Source organism: Corynebacterium ihumii, assembly GCF_028609825.1.
Taxonomy (GTDB): Bacteria; Actinomycetota; Actinomycetes; order Mycobacteriales; family Mycobacteriaceae; genus Corynebacterium; species Corynebacterium afermentans.
In genome coordinates this window covers 2,083,301-2,106,287 of the sequence record NZ_CP063190.1, presented here as the reverse complement: position 1 = coordinate 2,106,287, position 22,987 = coordinate 2,083,301, and the positions used below count along the sequence as shown (strand labels likewise).

The window sequence follows — 22,987 nt, the reverse complement described above, 5'->3', positions numbered from 1 at the left end:
AATGGTAGCTCCGGTCGAGTTATAGACAACTCGAAACAACTCCAAGCAACTATTCTGACCTGCGTCGATGGACTGATTTTGGGCGATTTTTGCGGTAAGTTGTTTCGGAGTTGTTTCAAACAACTTTGAAACAACTTCTGTTATTCTGAACCCATGCTCGATTCGGGTTTTGAGGGTGTGGAGGAAGCACTGTCGGCAATTGAGGTCGGAGATAGCGCTGATATCTGGGAATCCCAGGTACTGGATTTCAAGGAGGATCCCGCCGTCCACCCGATGAACAAGAACCCCGATGCGGGTCTTGTGGAGTTTCTCATCGACGAAGTTATTTGTTTCTCCAACGCCGACGGCGGAGTCGCCTACATTGTCCTTGGCGTCAATGACAAGAAGGCAGGCCCTGCTGCGTTCACTGGTACTGATCGCTCATGCGATTGGTTGGTGGAAAAGATTTACAGCAAGACGCAGCCTCATATTCAGGTCGAAGCTTCTGAAATCGAGCGCTGTGGCAAGCGTTTGATTGCGTTGCGCATCCCGCGGGGGATGGCGTTGTATCAGCGATCCAAAGGCCAGGCCAGTAAACGCGTCGGGAAAAACTGTGTTCCTTTGGGGGAGGATGAGCGTCGCAGTATTCACCTGTCCCGTTCGAACCCTGACCTGAGCGCTACTGTGTCTCGACGAAGCCCTGAAGATCTCGACCCTAAGGCAATCGAGCAGGCTAAAGCACTCCTTGCCAACCGGAAGCATGCCTTGGGTGATGACTCGCCTGTACCCCAGACGAGTCTTCAACTCTGCAGTGAGTTGGGATTGCTTACGGCCGATGGCGCGCTGACATTTGCGGCAGAAATTCTCTTCATGCAGCCACTGCACAACCGGACGGTCGTGAGACATTTGCTTCGCGACGTGCCCAGTGGCGATCCGAAAGTAACCGAGATCTCCGCACCGTTGATTACTGCGTCAGAACAGCTACGTGCGTTGATTAAGGCTCACACGTCGCAGGAGATTGCGCGAGTGCAGCTCCCGAACGGGCAAGAGTTTCCCATTCCGGCGTTTCCTGCGGCTGCTGTAGATGAAATTGTTTCTAACGCATTCGCGCACCGCGACTGGGGAGCGACCACTGCAATCGTCGTTGATCAGTCTCCGACCAGTCTGACCGTATGGTCTCCTGGTGGCCTCCCCGTAGGCGTGCCCGAGGAGCGGATTCTGACCACCCAATCGATTCCGCGCAACCCGATTCTGATGGGTGCACTGCGACAGTTAGGACTTGCTGAAGAATCTTCGCGAGGCTTCGATCGCATGTGGGTCTCCATGCTTGCTAGTGGTAGGCAAGCCCCCAGTCTGAATGCCGATGGGCCGTTTGTTGAGGTCACGTTGCCCGCCGGAAATGTCGATTCGGCGTTTATTAAGACGCTGTACCTGTTGCGTACTGAGTTTGGTGAAGCGATCTTCAAGAGTGTGGATGGGCTTTTGGTTGCGCGTCATCTAGCGAACAACCAGATTTTGATGACGTCCACGGCAGCTCGACTCATGCAAGTCCCGGAAGCGCAGGCCCAAGAAACCTTGGGGTGGTACGCAAGTCAGGGCTTCCTAGAACCTTTGCGGGATGCTCCTGAGTGGATACTGTCCGCTCGAGCTCGGACGGCCTTTGAGGGGAACGAATCTACTGCGATTGCATCCGTGACTACCGAGGACTGGATCATTGCTCAGTTGCGCGAGGGGAAGTCCCTGAACGCTCGTGAGGTTGCGAATGAACTCGGCGTAGAGCGTGAATCAGTGAGCCGAATCCTTCGCCACCTTCGAGATTTGGGTAAAGCGAAGATTGCCGACGGTAGCCCGACTCGAGGTCCGAGTGTTCGGTGGGTTTCCCTCTAAACAACTCCAAACAACTATCCTGACCTGCTCAGATGGGTTGATTTCTGGTCAGTTTTACGGCGAGTTGTTTCGGAGTTGTTTCAAACAACTCCGAAAAGGGTTGGTTAGGCGCTCAGGGCCGGGGCGACGAAGGTCGACACGAGGTACCGGTTGATGTCGGAGTGGTTGATGATGCCCGTGCCGACACCTGTTTTAAAGGCGACTAGCCGTTTGGCCAGCTATACGGGCGCCGGGGATTACGCACCTCAGTGCTTCTCTTAGGTTAGGCAAGCCTATATGGTTTGCGGAGGTAGAGAGTGCGCGGGACCGAGTCGACGAACGTTGAGATGGAGGATCAGCTTCGGCGACACCTGCTGCCGCCCGCGGTGCCCCGTACACTGACCCGCCGTGGGAACTTTCATAGCACTAATCGGCCTGCTGCTGGCCACCGTCCTTGTCGCCGCGGTAGGTGAGCGCACCGGCCTGCCGTGGCCGGCGCTTCTGACCGTGGTGGTCGCGCCGGTGATTTTCATCCCGGGCATCAACACGGTGTCCATTGATCCGCACCTGATTCTGCCGATCTTCCTGCCGCCGCTGTTGTGGTCGCTGGCCCGGCGCACGAGCTGGGGGCAGATCGGCTCGCAGCTCAACGTGGTGCTGACCATGTCGATCATCCTGGTGTTCCTCACCATCGCGGCGCTGACGGCCACGGCGATGTGGATGCTGCCGGGGCTCAGCCTGGCCACCGCGATGGTGCTCGCCGCCGCGATCGCCCCGCCGGACCCGGTGGCGGTGGACGCGGTGGCGGGCCCGGCCGGCATCCCGAAGCGCATCACCGGAACGTTGCAGACTGAGGGGCTTTTCAACGACGCCGCCTCCATCGTGACGTTCAACGTCGCTATGGCGGCCGCCGTCGCGCACGGCGAGGTCGACTTCGGCAAGGGTGTCTTGCAGTTCCTCTACGCCGCCGTCGCCGCGGTGTTGATCGGCCTTGTCGTGGGCAGGCTGGCGGCTATCTTCGCCAACTCCGTGCCGGATTCCGTGATCCGCACCGCGTTTACCTGGGTGCTCCCGTTCGCCATCTACGCAGGCTGCGAGGCCATCCACGCTTCTGGAGTCATCGCGATTGTTATCGCCGCGGTGGAGATGTCTTCGCGTTCCACCATGACCGCCGAGGACCGGCTGACCGGCCACTCCTTCTGGGAAACCGTGGAGCTGCTGTTTACCGGCGTGGCGTTCGGCCTGATCGGCATGAGCGTGCGCGACGCGTTGGACACCGCGGGCACGCACATTTGGCAGGCGGTGCAGGTGGGCGTTGTCCTGTCCGTCGTCGCGTTTGCGGTGCGCTTCGTGTGGATGTGGGTGCTGTACAAACTCAACGAGAAAAAGCACCGCACGAATATCTCCCCGCTGCGCCTGCAGGAGGTTCTGCTCATGGCGTGGGCGGGCATGCGCGGGCTAGTCACGCTGGCGCTCGTGCTGGCAATCCCGGCATCGGCGACGAGCTACCACCACGAACTCTCAGTCATCGCGTTGACCGTGCTCACCTGCACGATGGTGGTGCCGGGGCTGTTGCTGCCGTGGCTCGTCGATAAGCTTGATCTGCAAAACGGACCCGGCGCCGATCAGGCGCTCGAGGAGCTGAACCAGCGCGCCTACGATGCAGCGCGCAGGGCGGTGCGCGAGCACGGCGAGGAGTACCAGCCCGAGGCCTACGCGATGGTGCAGGAGTGGCTAATTTGTTTGCGGAGAAACGTTTGCAGGATCCGGAAGGGTCCGAGGAGCGCAAGGAAGCCTTCAAGCGCGCCCATGCTGGGGCGATGCAGATGCAGGAGGTCGCACTTCGCGCCGCTAGCCGCGAGCTGCAGCGCGCTCGGCGCGAGCGCCGCTACAACCCGTCCGATGTCGACGCGGTGCTCGTCGACCTGGATCGCCTGATCCTCGCGCGCGACCGTAAGGCCCTCACCGGCCCGAGCAGCTTGTGGGAGCCGAAGTAAGGGGCTTTTGCCTATCGACGAGCCCCAGCCCCGCCCCGTTTTCAAAATGCCAAGCAGATCACTTTCAAAACGCCAAGTGAAACCGTTTCGAAATGCAAAATGGGCAGGTCAGTGGCGGTGGTTTATGGCGAAGGGATCCGCCAAATTTTGTTCCCCAATGGTGTCACCCGGACACTCGGTTTGATGTCATGATGAAGTATAAGGGTGCGGTTTTTCGCTTACCGGCGTTTACCTTGGCCAGCAATTAGCGTTTTTGCTAATCGGCAAGCCCCCCCACTTTTGTTAAGTTAGGCAATCCTATATAGTCCATGCGGTGAGTTTCCGGCCCTTCCTTGCAACAGTCGTTCGCAGCGAGCGCATCGCACCGAATTTTCAACGTGTGACGTTCACCGGTGTCGACGCAATGGGCCCCGCTGTGCCCATCATGGATTTGCGGATCAAGCTCATCATCCCGTCGGCGGCAGGGCTTGTTGATTTGCCGGCCGAGGGGTGGTGGGACCTCTGGCGCGCCATGCCGGAACACACGCGCGGGCATCTCCGCACCTACTCCATTCGCGCCCTCCGGCGCAACGACGGTGACCCGGACGAACTCGATGTGGATTTCGTGCTGCACGGCCACAACGCTGGGCCGGCCTCCGCGTGGGCGGAAAGCGCGCTGCCCGGGCAGGCGCTGTGGATCATCGGGCCGACCCGCGATGACGCGACTGGCGTCGGTATCGAATTCGCTCCCGGCGCTGCCGCGGCTGCTCGACTGTACGGCGATGAAACTGCCCTTCCCGCGATCTCCCGAGTACTGGAGGACTGGCCCGAAGACCTCGCCGGTTCCGCTGACATTGAGGTGCCGGCTGGCAACAGCCTTCAAATCGATGCGCCTGCCCACGTTGATGTCCGTTGGCACTTCCGCACCGAGCCCGAAGTCGGGCATGGGGACAAGCTCTACGCGCAGCTTAAACAGGACATTGAGCCGCTGCGGGGCCCAGCAGCTCCCACCACCGATGAGCCCGATAACGACGGTGGCCTCCAGCGAGACAATGTCTGGGAAACCCCGACGTATTCGGGAAGCGGGGAACCCATCAACAGTGGGGCGGGCGCGTCCGGACACACCTACTACTGGATCGCCGGCAAGAACACTTCGGTGAAAGCGATGCGCCGCCTATTGGTTAGAGAGGCGGGGTTGCCGCGCGAGCACATCTCGTTCATGGGGTATTGGCGGTGACAGACCATGAGTGCGACTAGACACGCGGGATTCGCCATTGCGCTCGGGATTTCGGCTGTCGCCGCGGTGTTGCTCTCGCTCGCCGTCGGCGCGCGGCAGATGGGCGTGACAGAAAGCGTCAGCGCTGTGCGTGACGGGCTTGCCCTCGCGTTCCACACCGAATCTGGGCAGGTCAGCGAGGAAGCGCAAGTGGTTGCCCAACTGCGGGTTCCACGCACGCTGCTCGGACTGCTCGCCGGCTCGGCGCTAGGCACAGCGGGAGCTCTGCTCCAGGGGCACACACGCAACCCGCTGGCTGACACAAACCTGCTGGGCATCGCCCCGGGGGCGGCGCTTGCGGTGGCTGCAGCAACCGCCGTGTTCGGCTCGCTGCCGGTGCTGGTCGCGGTGGGGGTCGGTTTCCTCGGCGCGACAATGGCGGTAGCGCTCGTCTTCGCACTGAGCGCGCGAAGCCGCGGATCCACCCCGATCACGGTAGTACTCGGCGGGTCCGCGCTCGGGGCGGTGTGTTCCGCGCTGACCAGCGGCATCGTGCTCACCAGCACGCAAAGCCTCAATGACATGCGGTTTTGGACGGCGGGCTCCGTCGCGGGCCGGGACATGCACATCGTCGCCGCCGTCGCCCCGGTCATACTGGTCGGCCTAGTCGCCGCGTTCGCCACGGCGAACCGGGTGAACATGGTGAACCTGGGCGATGACGTCGCGCACTCCCTCGGCGTCAACGTCGCGGCTGCACGCGCGGTGGGAATCCTGCTGGTCGCCCTGCTTGCCGGTGCAGCTGTGGCGGGGGCGGGCCCGATCGGGTTTGTCGGCTTGGTCGTGCCGCATATCGTCCGCTCCCTGACCGGGCCGGATTACCGGCTGGTGCTGCCATGCTCCGCGCTTGCCGGTGCGACGCTGCTGCTCCTCGCGGATGTCGCCGGCCGAGTCATCGCCCGCCCCGGTGAGCTGCAAGTTGGCATCACCCTCGCATTCGTCGGCGCCCCGTTCGCCCTGTACCTGCTGCGGAAGGGGGCGAAGCTGTGACCCGCACGTTCGCAGTCAATGTCGTGCTCGCGGCGTGTGGGCTCGCCGTCGCGCTCGGTGGCATCATGGTGGGTGAATTCGGGCTTGGGCTTCGCGACGTCCTCGCCGCCCTGACCGGACAGTCCACCGGCATGGCCCGCACCGTGGTCGTTGAATGGCGCCTGCCGCGTGTTGCCACGGCGCTGGCGGTGGGGGCCGCGCTCGGATTCGCGGGCGCGATCTTTCAGACGATCACTCGTAACCCGCTGGCCAGCCCAGACATCCTGGGCGTTGTTTCAGGTGCGTCGGCGTTCGCACTTACAGCACTGCTCGCGGGTGGCGGTACCGGGGTGCTGCTCAGCGCGCTCGGAGTGCCGCTGAGCGCGTTTGTCGGCGGGATAGCGGTCTCCTTGGCGATGTGGTGGCTCAGCCGCGCCGGCGGGCTGGGATCGTTCCAGCTCATCTTCGCCGGCATCATCCTCAACGCCCTGGCGGTGGCGTACAACTCCTTCCTCCTCGTCCGTGCCGACTACCGCGATGTGGGCAAAGCCCAGGCGTGGGTGACAGGCTCTGTCGGATCCTCGGGGTGGGGTGACGCCGCCGCTGTGTTGGTGGCGCTTGCGCTGGTTGTGCCGCTGCTGCGCTGGGCGTCATTCCAGCTCGAAGCCCTCTCTCTCGGGGACGACACGGCTGCGGGGCTGGGCGTCGATCCGCGGCGTACCCAGCTTGTGCTCATGGTGCTTGCCGTGGCGTTGACATCGACGGCGGTGGCGGCTTCAGGTCCGATTGCTTTTGTGGCGTTTGTGGCGCCGCACGTGGGCCGTCGATTAGCAAATGCCCCCACGCCCCCACTTGGCACCGCCATGATTGCCGGCGCGCTGATCGTCGCCGGTGCGGACCTCGCGGTGCGCACCGTTGTGCCGGGAGACTTACCGGTAGGCGTGGCCACGTCAGCGTTCGGCGGGGCGGCCTTGCTCTACGCGCTGATGCGCGCGACCAGAAAGGTGACCTTGTAATGCTTCACGTGCGTGATCTCACCGTCAGCTACGGTGCGGCAACGATCATCGACGGGCTCGGCCTCGACGTCCCGCGCGGCGGCGTCACCACCATCGTCGGGCCGAACGGCTGCGGTAAATCAACGTTGTTGCGCGCGGTTGCTGGCCTCATCCCGCGTGAGCGCGGGGAGGTGGTCCTGGACGGCCGAAACACCGCGGAGATGAAACGCCGCGAGATCGCCCGCACGCTCGCGGTGCTGCCGCAAACCCCCGTAGCGCCGGACGGGCTGACGGTGCGTGACCTGGTCGGGCGCGGGCGCCACCCGCACCAGACGTGGCTGCGCCAGACCTCGGAGAAAGACAGCGCGATGGTGGACGAGGTGATGGAGCTGACTCAGGTGGCCGAGTTTGCGGAGCGTCCGCTCGAGCGGCTCTCGGGTGGTCAGCGGCAGCGCGCGTGGATCGCGATGGTGCTCGCCCAAGACACCCCGCTCGTGCTTTTGGACGAGCCGACCACGTATCTGGACCTTTCCCACTCCGTCGAGTTACTTGCGCTTATTCGCCGTCTCGCCGATGACATGGGGCGCACCGTGGTCATGGTGCTGCACGATTTGAACCTCGCGGCGCGTTTTTCCGACCAGTTGGTCGTGATGAAAGGCGGCGAGGTCCAAGCGGCGGGCACGCCCGCCGAGGTTGTGTCGGAGCAGTTGCTTGCCGACGTATTCTCGCTGCCCGCCGTGGTCGCCGAGGACCCGGTGGCAGGAGGGCCGCTGATCGTGCCCCGCTAGCGCGCTCTAGAGCTCCTGGTCAATCTGTGTGATCGCGTACGGGATGGTCAGCGGGTTGGGCATGCTCATCGCGTTGGCGGTGTCGGTGTCGAGCCAGTGCACGCCCCCGCGCGTGTTGACGTCGAGGTTCGCAAACGAGGCATCGTTTTTCAGCGCGTCGATCGCGTCGTAGTAGTCCAGGATGAACACGTAGTCCACGTCATTGAGGTCGGAGTAGTTCTCGGGGGACCAATCGATGAAGAAGCTGGATCCGTCACCGTTGAACTTGTCCGGGATGGTAAACCCGAGCTTTTCAATAAAGGAGCCGCGGCCGTCGCCTGCCGTGTACACGCCGAGCTTGCCGTCGTAAGGCATCCCGATGACTGCGGTCTTGCCCTGCAGCTCCGGATGCGCCTGCCGGAAGTCCGCGAAAGCCTGCTCGGATTCTGCGATGAGCTTGTCGCCCTCAGCTTCCTGACCCAACGCCGCCGCGATCTCCTTAATCTGCTCGTCCCACGGCACCTGCCAGTCTTCGTGTTGGTCGGAATGGAAGGTCGCCGGCGCAATCTGCTGCAGCAGGGCCTGCTTGTCGCTGTCGAAACCGCTGTTGACTGCGATGATCTTGGTCGGATCGAGCGCTGCGACCTGCTCAGCGGTGTCGGTGCTGAACTCGGTGGTGGTGTTGCGGATCGGGTTCGGCTCGGCGGTGAGCTTGTCTTTCGCCCACGGTCCGAGGCCGGACGGATCGCCCGAGCCCTCTGCCTCCCAGGTGGCGTAGCCGACCGGTTGCTCCCCCAACGCGAGGACGGTGTCCACGTCGCCAAGCCCCAGCGTGACAATGCGGTCGTTCGACCCCGCCGCGTCGGTGTGCTGGCCGTGCTGGCCGGAGTCTGCGGACTCGCTGGAACAGCCGGTGAGCAGCAGCGCAGCCGCAGCGAAGGTAGCAGTCAGCCGCTGAAGCGACAGTGGGGAAGTGCGTTTCAAGGTTCGCCCTTTCGGTCGGGAACGAAAGCACCCTGGGTTAGGTGTGCCTAAGCTAACGTGAATAGCTTAGGGTACACAGCCGCCACCGGGCAACACCTAGGTGGCCCGGGCTTTAGCGGTGCTGACCGTCGCCGAACTCGCGGCGGAAGTTGCCGTCCCAGTCGTAGTCCGCGCCCGGGTCCTGGGTGCCGAAGTTTCCCTGCTCGAGGGGGGCCTGCTGCTGGTAAATGCTGCTCTGGATGCCCATGAGCATGAACACCGCACCGGTCACCGCGCCTGCGATGCCGATGAACACGGCGGTGGAGCCGGTGAGGAACGCGAACGAGAGCACGGCCACCACGATGCAGGCTGCGCCGATGGCGTAGTTGCGCGCCGGCGAACCGGAGCCGTTGCGTGGTCCACCTACGGGGTCGTGGGGGAGACCGTCGTCGTTGTATCCCTTGAACTGCATGATTCGCAGCCTACGGGAGAAGCGCCGTTATTGGCTGTTGAGTTTTCCGGAAAGGTGCTCCAAGCGGTCCTTGCTCGGCCCGTCGAGGCCGACGATGGTGACGGTCTTGCCTCGTTCCTCGAACTTGCGGGTGACGGAGTCCAACGTGGCCACGGTGGAGGCGTCCCACACCTCGGCCGCGCTCAAATCGAGCACGATGTTCTCTGCAGGGTCGGTGTAGTCGAACGCGTAGACTAGGTCGTTGCTGGAGGCCCAGAACAGCTGGCCGTGGATGCGGTAGGTGCGGGTGTCCACCTGCCCGTCGTTGGTGGTGTCCTCGGCGGAAACCTGCTCGACGGAGGCGAGGTGTGCGACGCGGCGGGCGAAGGTGATCATCGCGGTGATCACGCCGAGCACGACGCCGACGGCGAGGTTGCTGGTGGCAAGCGTTGCTACGACGGTCACCAGCATCACCACGGTCTCTGACAACGGCATGAATTTCAACGTGCGCGGGTGCACCGAGTGCCAGTCGATGGTGCCCACCGACACCATGATCATGATCGCCACCAGCGCCGCCATCGGGATGGTGCCCACAACATCGCCCAGCACGAGAATCAGGATGAGCAGGAATACGCCGGCCAGCAGCGTCGACAGGCGGGTGCGCGCCCCGGATTCTTTGACGTTGATCATGGTCTGGCCGATCATGGCGCAGCCGCCCATGCCGCCGAAGAGGCCGGAGGCGATGTTCGCCACGCCTTGGCCCCAGGATTCGCGGGTTTTGTCGGAGTGGGTGTCGGTGATGTCGTCTACAAGCTTGGCCGTCATCAACGACTCCAGCAGGCCCACGATTGCCATAGCCAGGGAATACGGCGCAATAATCTGAAGCGTCTCCAGTGTCAGCGGCACGTCCGGGACGAACAGTCGCGGCAGGGAATCCGGCAGCTGCCCCATATCCGACACAGTGGGGATGCGGAATCCAGCAAGCCCCGCGACAGCGCTGATGACGATGATGGTGATCAACGGGGCGGGGATGGCGCCCGTAAGCTTCGGCCACCCGATCATGATCGCGATGCCAGCTGCGACGAGGACGTAGACGACCTTTGGTACGTCGATAAGATGCTCCAGCTGCGCGGTGAAGATCAAAATACCCAGTGCGTTGACGAAGCCGGTCATCACCGACCGCGGGATGAAGCGCTGCAGCTTGGCCACCCCGAGCGCCGCGAGCACGACCTGCAGCACGCCCGCCAGCAAGACGGTCGCGATGAAGTAGTCCACCCCGTACTCGCGGGCCACCGGGGCGATGACCAGGGCGACGGCACCCGTGGCGGCCGAGATCATCGCGGGGCGCCCGCCGGTAAAAGCGATGGTGATGGCCATGACCACCGAGGCGAACAGCCCGAGCGCCGGATCCACGCCAGCGAGGATGGAAAACGCGATGGCCTCAGGGATGAGAGCCAACGCGACGGTAAGTCCCGCCAGCACCTCCTTGCGCAGGCGGGTAGGCGACGAAAATGCGTAGCGGAAGGACTCCACAACCCCCGTCGGAGCGGGCGGTGTGCCACGGGTCTCAGTGTGAGCGAAAGCCATAAAATTTACCGTTCTACATGCGCGGGAACCTGCGCCCTCCGGCAGGTGAGGGCGTGAAAACGTAGCTACCGTATCGGTCCTGCGCATCAAGCGCCAATGCGGCTAGCGGCGCAGACCCGTGAAATCCCGCGAGCCACACCAAGGAATCACCATTGAAGCGATTACGCTTGGTTTCCGACTGCCCACAACAGAAAGTGAGAGCTGTGGAGACGAGCAAGACCCTCGCCGTGGACACGCTGCAGCGCGTCCTCATGCCCAAAAAGGGCGAGCCGCACGACGTGCGCATGCTGTACCTGATCGAGCAGGAGCACAACAAGCAGCGTCTGCGCTGGTCCGACCGCACGAGCTTCGAGGTCCCCGCGGGCAACGAGGTCAGCTTCGAGACCTACTTCAACGCGTTTCCGGCAAGCTACTGGCGCCGCTGGTCGCAACTGGACACGGTGGTCCTGGCCATGGAGATCGAGGGCCGCGCGACCATCTCGGTTTACCGTTCGAAGCACGACGGCACGCGCGTCAGCGTCACTAACGTCGAGGCCACCGGCAGCATCGAAATCCCGCTGAAGCTGAGCAACTTCGAGGACGGCGGCTGGCTGTGGTTCGACGTCACCGCCGAAGACGACACGCGCATCGCCGACGCCGCGTGGTGCTCGCCGCAGGAGCCGAAGGAACAAGTGCTTGACGACGGCACCGTGGTCCCGCCCCAGCCCAAACAGGTGGCCGTGGGCATCCCCACGTTCAACCGCCCCCGCGACGCCGTCAACGCCCTGCACGCCCTGGCGGAGGATCCGTACGTGGAGGCGTGCATCAGCAACGTGCTCATGCCCGATCAAGGCAACCAGCACCCGGCGGACGAGCCGGACTTCGCCGAAGCCGAGAAGAACCTGGGCGGCAAACTGGAGATTTTCCAGCAGGGCAACCTGGGCGGCTCCGGCGGCTACTCCCGCATCATGTACGAGGCGCTGAACCGCACCGATGCGCCGTTCATCCTGTACATGGACGACGACATTGCCATCGAACCGGATTCCATCGTCCGCGCCGTGCAGGCCGCCCGCTACGCAGCAAAGCCGATCCTGGTGGGCGGGCAGATGCTCAACCTGCAGGACCGCTCGCAGCTGCGCACCACCGGCGAGACCGTGGACCCGGAGATCTTCATGTTCTCCGCCGCCAATCACGCCGTCTACGACCACGACTTTGCCAAGTACCCGCTGGGGTACGTGGGCACGGACGAAGAGGACCTGGACCCGAAAAAGACCACCTCGCGCCCGCTGCACCGCCGCATCGACGTGGATTACAACGGCTGGTGGATGAACCTGTTCCCGCGCGTGGTGGCGGAGAAGTTGGGGCTGCCGCTGCCGCTGTTTATCAAGTGGGACGACAACGAGTACGCTCTGCGCGCCAAGGAAGCAGGCTTCCCGACGGTGACCTGGCCCGGCGTGGCCATCTGGCACATGGCGTGGGCGGACAAGGACGACGCGATTGACTGGCAGGCGTACTTCCACATGCGCAACCGCCTCATCGTGGCCAGCATCTACGGGCCGGACAACCCGGAGGCGATGCTGAAGAACATGCAAAAATCCACCGCGAAACACTACTTCTGCATGGAGTACTCCACCATCGCCATCCAAAACGAGGCGATGCGCGACTTCCTCGCGGGCCCGGACCAGCTCTTCGACATCCTTGAATCCTCGTTACCTCGGATTCAGGGGATCCGTAAGGAGTACTCGGACGCGCAGGTGCTGCCGTCCGCGACCGAGCTGCCCGCGCCGACCGGCGCGCCGGGCGTGCCCACCAACAAGGTCGGCGGGCGCCTGGCCAAGATCAAGAAGATCCCGTGGGCCGTCAAGGCGCTGCTGCACCTGCGCAAGGACGAGGACCGCGCGCACTGGGACGCGCCGCAGCTCAACCTCACCGCCGACGAGGCGCGCTGGTACACGCTTGCCCGCGTGGACTCGGCGACCGTGTCCACCGCCGGCGGCACCGGCGTGGCCTTCCGCAAGCGGGACAAGGCACTTGCCGACGACCTGATGCGCGAGCAGAAGGAACTCCGCGCCCAGATCAAGCAGCGCTGGCCGGAACTCAAGCGCACCTACCGCGACGCGCGCGAAGAGCTGACCAGCCACGAGAACTGGGGGAAGGTCTTCGATGCCCAGTAAAGAAACCGACCTGCTCGTCGCCATCCAGGACAAGTTGTACACCCCGGAAACCGCGAAGGCCGCCCGGTGCTTGAGCTACTTCGGCGAGCACGACCTCGGTTGGCTGGCGGTGGCGGGGCTTGGCGGAGCCGTCGATAAGCGAAAGCGCTCCAAGTGGCTCGCGCTCGGTGCCGGTACCTTCGCCGCGCATGCCACGACCGTGGTGCTCAAGCGGATCGTGCGCCGCCCGCGTCCGAACGATGCGCGCGTGAAGATCGGCGTGAAAACGCCCTCGCAGCTGTCGTTTCCCTCGTCGCACGCCGCCAACACCGGCGCCGCAGCCGCGCACCTGGCGGACATCACCGGACGCAAGTGGCCGTGGCTGCTCGTGCCGGTGATGATGCTGTCGCGTAACGTGCTCGGCGTGCATTACCCAACCGACACCCTCGCCGGTGCTGCCCTGGGCGCGGTGACGGCGAAGGCGGCAATCGAGGCTGAGAAGAGGATCTAGTGGCAAACACCCGTGAACCCGTGGACGAGCCCCTGATCAAGTCGGAGCCGCACACCTCCGGCGTTGACCAGGTGATGAAGAAGGCGCCGCCGAAGAACCTCCCGGACGCGATGGTCAAGGGCCTGCGGCCCAAGCAGTGGGTGAAAAACGTTCTCGTGCTGGCCGCGCCCCTGGCCGCCGGCGCGGATGCCTTCAACTCCCGCACCGCTGTGGACATCCTCCTGGCGTTCGTGGTGTTCTGCTTCGGCGCGTCCTCGATCTACCTGATCAACGACGCGCGCGACGTCGAATCCGACCGCCGCCACCCCACCAAGCGCTTCCGCCCGATCGCCTCCGGCATGCTGCCGATCAACCTGGCGTACGTCATGGCGGCGGTGCTCATCGCGCTCTCGCTCGGCCTGTCGCTTCTGGCTACCGACGGCACGTCGCTGGCCTGGGTCATCGGCATCTACATCGCGCTGCAGCTGGGCTACTGCTTCGGCTGGAAGCACGTCCCGGTGATCGACATCGCGCTGGTGTCCTCCGGTTTTATGCTTCGCACCATGGCCGGCGGCGTGGCCGCAGGCATCGCCCTGTCGCAGTGGTTCCTGTTGGTGGCGGCGTTCGGCTCCCTCTTCATGGCATCCGGCAAGCGCTACGCTGAGCTGCTGCTGGTCAAGGAAACCGGCGCGGAGATCCGCCGCTCGCTGCAGGGCTACACCGAGACCTACCTGCGGTTCGTGTGGACGCTTTCCGCCACCGCCGTGGTCATGTCGTACGCGCTGTGGGGTTTCCAACTGTCCAACTCTGTCGAGGGTACCGCCGCCATTTGGTACCAGGTGTCCATGGTGCCGTTTGTCATTGCGATCCTGCGCTACGCCTCCGTAGTCGACGGCGGGCAGGGTGGCGCGCCCGACGAGATCGCTCTGGAAGACCGCGTTCTGCAGCTGCTCGCCGCAGCGTGGCTGTTCTGCATCGCCATGGCCGTCTACGTTGTGCCGAACTTAGGCTGGTAGGTCTTGACCCACTAACATTGTCGCAATGACAAAGACCGCCCGCCTCTCCGTGCTCGCCGCAGCCGTAGTCGCGGGCATCTTCGCGTTCTGGGGCGGATGGACCCGCCGCTGGATGTCCGACGACGGGCTGATCGTCCTGCGCACCGTGCGCAACCTGCTGGCGGGCAACGGACCCGTGTTCAATGCCGGCGAGCGAGTGGAGGCCAACACCTCCACCCTGTGGCAGTACCTGATCACCGCCGCCGGGTGGGTGACCGGCGCCCGGCTCGAAGACGTAGCCATGTGGCTCGCGCTCCTGTTCACCATCGCTGCCGCCGCGCTGGCCACCTACGCCGCGGGCCGCTACTGGGGCAAGGTCGGGCCGGTTCTCCCGCTCGGCATCATCATCTACCTGGCGCTGCCGCCGGCGCGCGACTTCGCCACTTCAGGGCTGGAGTGGGGCCTGTCGCTGCTGTGGATCGCCGGGTGGTGGGCTGCCCTGGTGGCGTGGGCGGAGCCGGTGCGCCGCCGCGCGCCGGGAGCCGGCTACTTCCTCGCCTTCTGGTGCGGAATGTCCTGGCTCGTGCGCCCGGAGCTGGCCCTCTACGGAGGTGTGACCGGCATCCTGCTCATCTGGTGTTCCCCGCGCAAAACCCCCGGCATCCTTGCCGCGGCGCTGCCTGTACCTGCCGCCTACCAGCTTTTCCGCATGGGGTACTACGGCCTGATCACCCCGCACACCGCAGTGGCCAAATCGGCGTCCGGCGCCGAGTGGGCGCGCGGGTTCGAGTACTTCGCAGACTTCGTGGGCTACTACTGGCTCTGGCTGCCCGTGCTTGCCACCGCGGCGTTGGTGGGGTGGATGATGCGGGGAACCGGAGGACGTCGATTAGCAATTGTTTTGCTTGTCACCGGCTGCGCGCTCGCCCACATCCTCTACGTCCTGCGCGTCGGCGGCGACTTCATGCACGGGCGCATGTGGCTTCTGCCCCTGTTTGCGCTGCTGCTGCCCGCGATGGCCGTGCCGATTACGCGCGTCAGCATTGCCCTGGCGACCGCCGTGGCCGTGTGGGCCGGCGTAACCATCGTGCGCGCCCACCCCATCGACTGGGAGGCGTACCAGACCGGCGAGAAAGAACTCGGCATCGTGGACGAGCGGGAGTTCTGGACGCTCGCCGTCGGCCGCGAGCTGACTGACCCGCCGCGCTACGCCGAAGATTTCCTCGGCTCCAAGCTCATGCAGAACTGGGAAGACGCCCTGGAAGACGCCATCGACGCCGACGCCGCGCAGCTCAACCTCGCCTACGTCTCGGCGGAGCCGGAGCTGTACAGCTGGTACTACCGCGACCGCGAGGACGAGGAGTCGGATCTGAGCAACCTGCCGCTGACGGCGTATCTAATCAACCTGGGAATGACCAGCATGAACGCGCCTCTCGACGTGCGCATCCTGGACACCGTAGGCCTGGCAACCCCAATCGCCGCGCGCATGCCGCGCGACCCGAAAGGCCGCGTCGGCCACGACAAATTCCTCGACCCCGCCTGGCAGGCCGCCGACACCGACACCTACCTGGACGGGCTGCCGCCGTTTATCAGCTCCATGCGCGCGAAGCAGGCGCGTGCCGCGCTGCGCAGCCCCGAAATCTCCGAACTTCTGGCCACGTCGCGCGAACCCATGAGCTGGGAGCGGTTCTGGGAAAACGTGCGGTATTCGCTTCGCGACGGCCGCACGCTGCAGCTTTCCAGCGACCCCGGCCTCTATATCGACGCCGATACCCGCCGGGCAATCCGCCGCGGGGCCAACCCCGGGATGGACGGCGCACAGATCGCCTGGCCGGTGGAGGCGCACGCTAGGAAATAGCGGAGCACGTTTCTAATTGGTAACGTAAACGTGTCTTTTGCCTGAAAACACGTTTTGAGGGGATCTATGAACTCCAAAAATTCTGTGCGCCGTAAGCTCACCGCGCTGCTGATGGCCCTGGTCACCGGCCTGGCAGCCGTGATCGGCGCCCCGCAGGCGTCAGCGGCGCACCGTGACTGGCTGCGACCCGACTCCACCGGTCACTGCGAGTGGGACCGCGTCGGGTTCTGGGTGCAGCGCTGCACCGTCTGGTCCCCCGCGATGAACCGCCACATCCCCGTCCAGATCCAGCCCGCGCAGCGCGCCGGCAACGCTGGCCTGTACATGCTCGACGGCCTGCGCGCCACCGAGATCACCAACGCCTGGGTCAACGACGTCAACGCCGCCCAGATGTTCAAAGACAACAACATCACCCTGGTGATGCCGGTTGGCGGCCAGTCCTCCTTCTACACCGATTGGAACGCCCCGGCGACCTACGACTTCAACCACCCGGTGACCTACAAGTGGGACACCTTCCTGTCCAAGGAGCTGCCGTCCTACCTGCAGACGCACTTCGGCGTCTCGCCCACGAACAACTCCATCCTCGGCCTGTCCATGGGCGGCACCGCCGCGATCAACCTCGCCGCGCTGCACCCGAACCAGTTCCGTCAGGTGCTGTCCTTCTCGGGCTACCTGACCACCACCGTCCCGGGTGCGCAGACCGCGCTTCGCGCCGCGCTTCTCGACGGCGGCATGTACAACCTCAACGCCATGTGGGGCTCCTCGCTGAACCCGCGCCGCTTTGAAAACGACCCGTTTTTGAACATGGGCAACCTCCGCGGCCGCGACGTCTACGTCTCCGCAGGCTCCGGCGTGCCGGGCCCGGCCGACGAGAAGTACCTGCCGCAGCACCGCGCATCCGGCATCGCGCTGGAAAACATTGCGAACGCCACCACCCGCGCATGGTCCGCGAAGGCCACCGTGACCGGCGTGAAGCACACCGCTGTGTTCACCCCGACCGGCCTGCACAACTGGGACCAGTTCGGTGGCCAGCTCGCGGCCACCAAGCCGCGCATCCTCAACGTGATGAACGCCTGGTAGGCGCCTACCAATCACTAACCGGCTACCGCAGCGCCTGCGGTGCGCCGGTTTTGGCCTTTTCGGGGCAAATGGTGAACCGCCGATGGTGAAAACCTGCTGTGGAGCACGGATTCACCATCGAAGATTCACCATTTGCGTGGATTGGGGCCGGATTGGGCCCGGGGCGGGGGAGGGGCTCGTCGTAACGCATCGCGTGTCGCACACGACTAAACCTTCAAGTGAAACTTAAGCTTTTGGTCGATACTCTTGTGACACCAGTAGCCAGACGAGGTAGGAGACTCATGCGAGACAACCGAACCACCCCAACGCGGCTCGCCGCCGCGGTGCTGCCCGCCGCCCTTGCCCTCACGCTGGCACCCGTCGCTGTCAGCCCCGCCAACGCGCAGTCGAGCCTGCCGGGTGACTTGTCCTCGCAGATGTCTTCGAACCGCGGCATCTCCGACGGCCTGCGCCCGCACGACCCGCCGAAGCGCACCCCGATCGAGGTGGAGACCACCCCGCAGATCCCGGGGCTGCCCGAGGGCGTGAAGGTGGACCGCATCGAGTGGATCACCAACCGCCGCGTCGCCGTGTTTATCAACTCCCCGTCCATGCCGGACCACCCGATCCAGGTGCAGATCCTGCTGGCGCGCGACTGGCACTCCAACCCGACCGCGAAGTTCCCCGAGGTGTGGGCGCTCGACGGCCTGCGCGCGCGTGACGACGAAAACGGCTGGACCATCGAGACGAACATCGAGCAGTTCTACGCCGACAAGAACGTCAATGTGATCCTGCCGGTCGGCGGCGAGTCCTCCTTCTACTCCGACTGGCAGCGCGAGAACAACGGCAAGCACTACAAGTGGGAGACGTTCCTGACCAAGGAGCTCGTCCCGGTGCTGGACAACGAGTTCCGCTCCAATGGCTCCCGCGCCGTGGTGGGCTTGTCCATGGGCGGCACCGCCGCGGTCAACCTGGCTGAGCGCAACCCGCACCTGTTCAAGTTCGTCGGCTCCTTCTCCGGCTACCTGGACACCACCACCACCGGCATGCCCACCGCGATCAAGGCGGCGCAGATGGACGCCGGCGGCTACAACGCGGAAGCGATGTGGGGTCCGCTGGGCTCGCAGGACTGGATCGACCACGACCCGAAGCTGGGCATTGAGAACCTGAAGGACATGACGGTCTACGTCTCCGCAGGCTCCGGCCGCGACGACTTCGGCAACCCGGAGTCCGTAGCAAAGGGCCAGGCCAACCCGGCCGGCATCGGCCTGGAGGTGCTGTCCCGCCTGTCCACCCAGACGTTCGTGGACTACGCCTCGCGCACCGCGGTAAAGCCGATTGTGCGCTTCCGCCCGTCGGGTGTGCACTCTTGGGAGTACTGGCAGTTCGAGATGGCGCAGGCATGGCCGTACATCGCCAACGCGCTGGAGGTGCCGGAGGCGGACCGCGGCTCCAAGTGCACCCCGGTCGGCGCGATCGCCGAGGCCACCAAGTCCGGCACGATCGGCTCCTGCGTCAACGACGAGTACGACGCGGGGAAGGACACCAAGGGCAAGGCCCAGGACTTCCGCGGCGGCACCGCCTACTGGTCCCCAGACACTGGCGCGCACGCGCTGTTCGGCGCGATCTTGGCCAAGTACAACGCGCTCGGCGGCCCGGCGGGCTGGCTGGGCTTCCCGGTCACGGGCGAGACCCCGGCACCGGACGGTGTGGGCCGCTTTGTGCACTTCCAGCACGGTTCGGTGTACTGGACCCCGGAGACCGGCGCTTACGCCATCCCGGGCGACATGTTCGCTGCGTGGGGCAAGAACGGCTACGAGGGCGGCGACCTGAAGTACCCGGTGGCCGAGGCAAACCAGGTGGGTCAGGGCTACGTGCAGAAGTTCCAGGGCGGCTTCCTCACCCGCAACCCGGACGGCACGCACTTCATCGTTCACGGCGCGATCGCGGAGAAGTACGGCGAGATCGGCACCGCCACCTCTGAGCTGGGGTACCCGACCGGCAACGAGATTGCGGTCAAGGGCGGCTTCTTCCAGCCGTTCGAGCACGGCAATATCTACTGGTCCGCGGCCACCGGCGCGCACACCATCCTCACCGGCGACATCTTCGACGAGTGGGGCAAGCGCGGCTACGAGCAGGGTGAGCTGGGCTGGCCGGTCAAGGACATGGAAAAGATTCCGGCGGGCGGCCTGACGATCGACTTCCAGAACGGCACGATCCAGCAGGTCAACGGCCGTGTTGATGTAAGGAAGAACTAGTGCGCAAGGTTGCTTTCTGCTTTGCGACGGCCGCTGCCGCCGTCGCCGTGGCCGCCTGCGGGGGCGCCACCGTGGACTCGGACGACGTGACCGACACTCCGACGGTGGCCTCCGAGGCTGAAACTGAATCCGAGACGGAAACTACGGAAACTGCAGAAACGACGGAAACGTCGGAGGCTCCGTCGTCGTCGGCTGTGGTGTCGTCGCAAAGCAAACGCGTCGACGATCAGCCGGCCCGCGAGGTGACCGACGTGCCGCAGCAAGCCAGCGCCTTCTCCCCGCAGGAAGAGGCATACCTGGCCACCCTCAGGGAAAGCGGAATCAACGTCGACGGGATTGAAGACCAGCTCACAGCTACCGGCGCTACGGTGTGCGCTGACAACCTGATCACCCGCGACGCGGTGGCAGGTCAGCTTGTGGAGCAACGCCGCACCGACATGGACGCGGCGGGCGTGGCGGCGCTGATCAGCGACACCGCCCGCGCCAACCTCTGCTCCTAGCAGTACAGAAGGGAGCCTGGGCTCATGCGCACATCGCGCAACGTATTTGTCGTCGCCGCAGTGATTGTGGTGCTGTCTTTAATCGGACTCGGGATCTACCAGTGGCGCTCCGGCGAGACCGGGCTGCCGTCGGCGGACGGCCCGCTGGCAACGTCCGAGGCTCCTGCCTCCCCGTCAGAGACGCAAGCGGCGGAGCCGGACTGGTGCCCCGCGGTCGAGTTCGTCTCCGTGCCCGGTACCTGGGAGTCCGCGGCGGACGATGACCCGTTTGCCCCGGCAGCGAACCCGGCGAGCTTCATGCTCTCGATCACCCAGCCGCTGCAGCAGATGTACGACATCAACCACGTGCGCGTGTTCACGGTGCCGTACACCGCGCAGTTCAGGAACATCCAGACGGCGCACGGCCGCGCCGAGATGACGTACGACGACTCGCGCGCCGAAGGTACCGCGAAGCTTTCCGGCGAGCTGCGGTTTGTGGCGGAAACATGCCCGTCGACGAAGTTCATCATCGCCGGGTTCTCCCAGGGCGCGGTGATCGTGGGCGACGTGGCGTCGAAGATCGGCAATAGTGAAGGTCCGATCGACCCGGAGCGGCTGCTGGGCGCGGTGATGATTGCGGACGGCCGGCGCGAAAACGGCGTGGGCGTCAACCCCGGCGCCGAGGTCGCAGGCGTGGGCGCGGAGATTGTCATGCAGCCGCTGCAGACGCTGGTGGACCGGGTCACCCCGGGCGCGACCATGACCGGCCCGCGCCCCGGCGGCTTCGGCCTGGTGGAGGACCGCGCGTTTGAGATCTGCGCGCCAGACGACACCGTCTGCGACGCGCCGAAGGGCGTGGGCAACGCCATCGACCGGGCTCACGCGCTCATCGCGGCGAACGGCAATCACGCCATGTACGCGACCAATCCGGCCGTCATTCCCGGGACCACCGTGCCGGAATGGACTGTAGGTTGGGTGCAGAACGTGGTAGAAAGTTTGTAGCCCAAAATAGTTTTGCCCCGCAAAGGAGTTACGGGTATGGATCTTCAGCAGCTCATCGCGCAGTTTTTCGACGACAAAGGCCAAATCGCGCTCCCAGAGCACTTCACCCTCCCACGCCTGAGCGAGACCATCTACCAGGCCCACCTCGCCACCGGCGGCGGTGACGCGTTGAACATCCGCGACTGGGACTACACCTCCAACCCGGAGGGTGAGGCCCGCGAGTTCACCCGCACCCAGGTCAACACCCGCATCAAAGCCGTCGCCGCGCGTCTCGCGCAGGTGGGCGAGCCGGGGGAGCGCGTGGCGATCATGGCTCCGAACTCCGCCGAATACCTCTTCGCGTTCATGGGCGCGCTGTACGCCGGACTGGTGCCGGTGCCGCTGTACGACCCGAACGAGCCCGGCCATGAAGCCCACCTGCGCGCCGTGCTTAACGACGCCAACGTGCGGCTCGTGGTGACCAACTCCGCCGGCGCCCCGGCCGTGCGCGCCTACTTCGCCGACCGGCCGGGTGCCGAGCGCCCCCGCATCCTCGCCGCGGACTCCCTGCCGGACACGCTCGCGGAGTCTTGGCAGCCCATCGCCCCGGTCGAGGGCGAGGACACCGCCGGCGCCATCTGCTTTTTGCAGTACACCTCCGGCTCCACCCGCAACCCTGCCGGCGTGATGATCACCAACGAAGCGCTGGTCACCGACGTGCTCCAGATCAACGAGGCGCTGCGGTTCGAAGCCCCGATGCGCATCCCCACGTGGCTGCCGCAGCACCACGACATGGGTGTCATCGTCGCCATCCTCGGCGTCGTGCTCGGCCAGGCGCTGGATATTATGAGCCCGCGCGACTTTCTGCAGAACCCGAAGCGCTGGGTAGACAAGCTTTCCAGGCGTGACGACGATCCGGCCGACGTCCACATCTACACCTGCATCCCCAACTTCGCGCTCGACCTCGCGGCGCGCTACGCGGCGCCGGAGTCGCCCGACCAGTACGACTTCTCCGCCGTGGACTGCATCATCATCGGCTCCGAATCCGTGACAAAGCCGGGCGTGGAAGCCTTCATCGGCGCGTTCGGCGACTCTGGCCTGGACCGTACTGTGCTGCGCCCCTCCTACGGCCTGGCGGAGACCACCCTGCTGGTGTCGACCGACCGCACCGAAGACCGTCCGAAGTTCGTGGAGTTCGACCGCGAAGCGCTGGCGCAGGGCAAGGCGGTGCCCGCCGAAGACGGCGTGCCCATGGCGTCCAACGGCCAGCCGGTGAAGTGGATGCACTTCGCCATCGTGGACACCGAAACCAAAAACGAACTGCCGGAAGGCGAGATCGGCGAGATCTGGGTCAACGGCAACAACGTCGCCGCCGGCTACCTCGACCGCCCGGAGGAAACCGAGGCGACCTTCCGCAACACCATCGGCACCACCCTCCAGGACGGCCTGCCCAAGGACAACTGGTGCGCCACCGGCGACCTCGGCACCGTGCTGGATGGCCACCTCTACATCACCGGCCGTGTGAAAGACCTCGTCGTCGTGGCGGGCCGCAACCACTACCCGCAGGACATCGAGGCCACCGCGATGGAGGCCACCGACCACGTGCGCAAGGACTCCGTCGCCGCGTTCGCCGTGCCGGGCGACGACGTGGAGCGCCTGATCATCCTCGCTGAGCGCGCAGACGGCGCCACCGAGGACGGCGACGCCGCCGCCGAGGACGCCATCCGCTCCGCCATCACCACCAACCACGGCATCTCGCCCGAGGTTGTAGAGTTCCGCGCGCCGGGCGGGGTGGCCCGCTCCACCGCAGGCAAGATCGCCCGCCGCGTCAACGCGAAGCAGTTCACCGAACGCGAACACGCTGCAGCAGAGTAACGAAAAGCCCAAAATGGGCGATACTCTGAACTGT

At 64.9% G+C, this 22,987-nt stretch carries 18 protein-coding genes; 15 read left to right on the top strand and 3 right to left on the bottom strand.

The genetic code is table 11. The features are described from left to right. Positions 1 to 153: 153 nt before the first annotated feature. The 6 genes from CIHUM_RS10195 (at position 154) to CIHUM_RS10170 (ending at position 7,846) form a co-directional block, all read left to right on the top strand. Positions 154 to 1,866 (top strand): RNA-binding domain-containing protein, encoded by a 1,713-nt coding sequence (locus CIHUM_RS10195; protein ID WP_035000246.1) that lies wholly within the window; start codon positions 154 to 156, stop codon positions 1,864 to 1,866. Between the two features lie 387 nt (positions 1,867 to 2,253). Beyond that, complete coding sequence (locus tag CIHUM_RS10190) at positions 2,254 to 3,783, top strand: cation:proton antiporter (RefSeq protein WP_392389870.1); 1,530 nt, start codon at positions 2,254 to 2,256, stop codon at positions 3,781 to 3,783. Between the two features lie 372 nt (positions 3,784 to 4,155). Further along, complete coding sequence (locus CIHUM_RS10185) at positions 4,156 to 5,058, top strand: siderophore-interacting protein (RefSeq protein WP_035000245.1); 903 nt, start codon at positions 4,156 to 4,158, stop codon at positions 5,056 to 5,058. A 6-nt stretch (positions 5,059 to 5,064) separates the two neighbouring features. Further along, the gene (locus CIHUM_RS10180) at positions 5,065 to 6,084 is read left to right on the top strand and encodes a FecCD family ABC transporter permease (protein WP_035000243.1); all 1,020 of its coding nucleotides are present in this window, start codon (positions 5,065 to 5,067) and stop codon (positions 6,082 to 6,084) included. Next, the gene (locus tag CIHUM_RS10175) at positions 6,081 to 7,079 is read left to right on the top strand and encodes a FecCD family ABC transporter permease (RefSeq protein ID WP_035000242.1); all 999 of its coding nucleotides are present in this window, start codon (positions 6,081 to 6,083) and stop codon (positions 7,077 to 7,079) included. Before CIHUM_RS10180 ends, CIHUM_RS10175 begins: the two co-directional genes overlap by 4 nt. Then, positions 7,079 to 7,846, top strand: a complete 768-nt coding sequence (locus tag CIHUM_RS10170) for an ABC transporter ATP-binding protein (protein WP_035000240.1) — start codon at positions 7,079 to 7,081, stop codon at positions 7,844 to 7,846. The genes CIHUM_RS10175 and CIHUM_RS10170 overlap by 1 nt, the downstream gene beginning before the upstream one ends. A gap of 6 nt (positions 7,847 to 7,852) precedes the next feature. On the opposite strand, the gene CIHUM_RS10165 is transcribed toward CIHUM_RS10170, so the two are convergent. The 3 genes from CIHUM_RS10165 to CIHUM_RS10155 all read right to left on the bottom strand — a co-directional run bounded on the left by CIHUM_RS10165 (position 7,853) and on the right by CIHUM_RS10155 (position 10,826). Continuing rightward, complete coding sequence (locus CIHUM_RS10165) at positions 7,853 to 8,809, bottom strand: ABC transporter substrate-binding protein (protein ID WP_035000239.1); 957 nt, start codon at positions 8,807 to 8,809, stop codon at positions 7,853 to 7,855. Positions 8,810 to 8,921: 112 nt separating this feature from the next. Beyond that, on the bottom strand, positions 8,922 to 9,260 hold the full coding sequence (locus CIHUM_RS10160; protein WP_035000237.1) for a hypothetical protein: 339 nt from the start codon (positions 9,258 to 9,260) through the stop codon (positions 8,922 to 8,924). Positions 9,261 to 9,287: 27 nt separating this feature from the next. After that, entirely contained in the window at positions 9,288 to 10,826 is a 1,539-nt protein-coding gene (locus CIHUM_RS10155) for a SulP family inorganic anion transporter (protein ID WP_051106532.1), read from the bottom strand. A gap of 203 nt (positions 10,827 to 11,029) precedes the next feature. Between CIHUM_RS10155 and CIHUM_RS10150 the strand changes: the two genes are divergently transcribed. The 9 genes from CIHUM_RS10150 to CIHUM_RS10110 all read left to right on the top strand — a co-directional run bounded on the left by CIHUM_RS10150 (position 11,030) and on the right by CIHUM_RS10110 (position 22,953). Continuing rightward, positions 11,030 to 12,979 carry a glycosyltransferase gene (locus CIHUM_RS10150; RefSeq protein ID WP_035000235.1) on the top strand — a complete coding sequence of 650 codons (1,950 nt, stop codon included), beginning with the start codon at positions 11,030 to 11,032 and terminating at the stop codon, positions 12,977 to 12,979. Further along, positions 12,969 to 13,469, top strand: coding sequence for a phosphatase PAP2 family protein (locus tag CIHUM_RS10145; RefSeq protein ID WP_035000234.1), 501 nt, complete (start codon positions 12,969 to 12,971; stop codon positions 13,467 to 13,469). The genes CIHUM_RS10150 and CIHUM_RS10145 overlap by 11 nt, the downstream gene beginning before the upstream one ends. Then, positions 13,469 to 14,464, top strand: coding sequence for a decaprenyl-phosphate phosphoribosyltransferase (locus tag CIHUM_RS10140; RefSeq protein WP_035000233.1), 996 nt, complete (start codon positions 13,469 to 13,471; stop codon positions 14,462 to 14,464). Before CIHUM_RS10145 ends, CIHUM_RS10140 begins: the two co-directional genes overlap by 1 nt. Positions 14,465 to 14,489: 25 nt before the next feature. Then, entirely contained in the window at positions 14,490 to 16,301 is a 1,812-nt protein-coding gene (locus tag CIHUM_RS10135; RefSeq protein WP_035000232.1) for an arabinofuranosyltransferase AftB family protein, read from the top strand. Positions 16,302 to 16,367: 66 nt separating this feature from the next. Continuing rightward, entirely contained in the window at positions 16,368 to 17,381 is a 1,014-nt protein-coding gene (locus tag CIHUM_RS10130) for an alpha/beta hydrolase (RefSeq protein WP_035000231.1), read from the top strand. A gap of 281 nt (positions 17,382 to 17,662) precedes the next feature. After that, positions 17,663 to 19,618: an alpha/beta hydrolase-fold protein gene (locus CIHUM_RS10125; RefSeq protein WP_035000230.1), complete on the top strand. Its 1,956-nt coding sequence runs from the start codon at positions 17,663 to 17,665 to the stop codon at positions 19,616 to 19,618. Further along, positions 19,618 to 20,118, top strand: a complete 501-nt coding sequence (locus CIHUM_RS10120) for a DUF732 domain-containing protein (RefSeq protein ID WP_035000228.1) — start codon at positions 19,618 to 19,620, stop codon at positions 20,116 to 20,118. The genes CIHUM_RS10125 and CIHUM_RS10120 overlap by 1 nt, the downstream gene beginning before the upstream one ends. A 24-nt stretch (positions 20,119 to 20,142) precedes the next feature. Next, positions 20,143 to 21,099 carry a cutinase family protein gene (locus CIHUM_RS10115; protein ID WP_035000226.1) on the top strand — a complete coding sequence of 319 codons (957 nt, stop codon included), beginning with the start codon at positions 20,143 to 20,145 and terminating at the stop codon, positions 21,097 to 21,099. Positions 21,100 to 21,135: 36 nt separating this feature from the next. Then, positions 21,136 to 22,953, top strand: a complete 1,818-nt coding sequence (locus CIHUM_RS10110) for a FadD32-like long-chain-fatty-acid--AMP ligase (protein ID WP_035000225.1) — start codon at positions 21,136 to 21,138, stop codon at positions 22,951 to 22,953. Positions 22,954 to 22,987: the final 34 nt, after the last annotated feature.

Bases quoted from the DNA above. Each gene is read 5' to 3' on its own strand.
- CIHUM_RS10180 (WP_035000243.1), top strand. From the start codon at position 5,065: ATGAGTGCGACTAGACACGCGGGATTCGCCATTGCGCTCGGGATTTCG.
- CIHUM_RS10125 (WP_035000230.1), top strand. From the start codon at position 17,663: ATGCGAGACAACCGAACCACCCCAACGCGGCTCGCCGCCGCGGTGCTG.
- CIHUM_RS10130 (WP_035000231.1), top strand. From the start codon at position 16,368: ATGAACTCCAAAAATTCTGTGCGCCGTAAGCTCACCGCGCTGCTGATG.
- CIHUM_RS10155 (WP_051106532.1), bottom strand. From the start codon at position 10,826: ATGGCTTTCGCTCACACTGAGACCCGTGGCACACCGCCCGCTCCGACG.
- CIHUM_RS10115 (WP_035000226.1), top strand. From the start codon at position 20,143: ATGCGCACATCGCGCAACGTATTTGTCGTCGCCGCAGTGATTGTGGTG.
- CIHUM_RS10170 (WP_035000240.1), top strand. From the start codon at position 7,079: ATGCTTCACGTGCGTGATCTCACCGTCAGCTACGGTGCGGCAACGATC.
- CIHUM_RS10195 (WP_035000246.1), top strand. From the start codon at position 154: ATGCTCGATTCGGGTTTTGAGGGTGTGGAGGAAGCACTGTCGGCAATT.
- CIHUM_RS10160 (WP_035000237.1), bottom strand. From the start codon at position 9,260: ATGCAGTTCAAGGGATACAACGACGACGGTCTCCCCCACGACCCCGTA.
- CIHUM_RS10145 (WP_035000234.1), top strand. From the start codon at position 12,969: ATGCCCAGTAAAGAAACCGACCTGCTCGTCGCCATCCAGGACAAGTTG.
- CIHUM_RS10135 (WP_035000232.1), top strand. From the start codon at position 14,490: ATGACAAAGACCGCCCGCCTCTCCGTGCTCGCCGCAGCCGTAGTCGCG.
- CIHUM_RS10110 (WP_035000225.1), top strand. From the start codon at position 21,136: ATGGATCTTCAGCAGCTCATCGCGCAGTTTTTCGACGACAAAGGCCAA.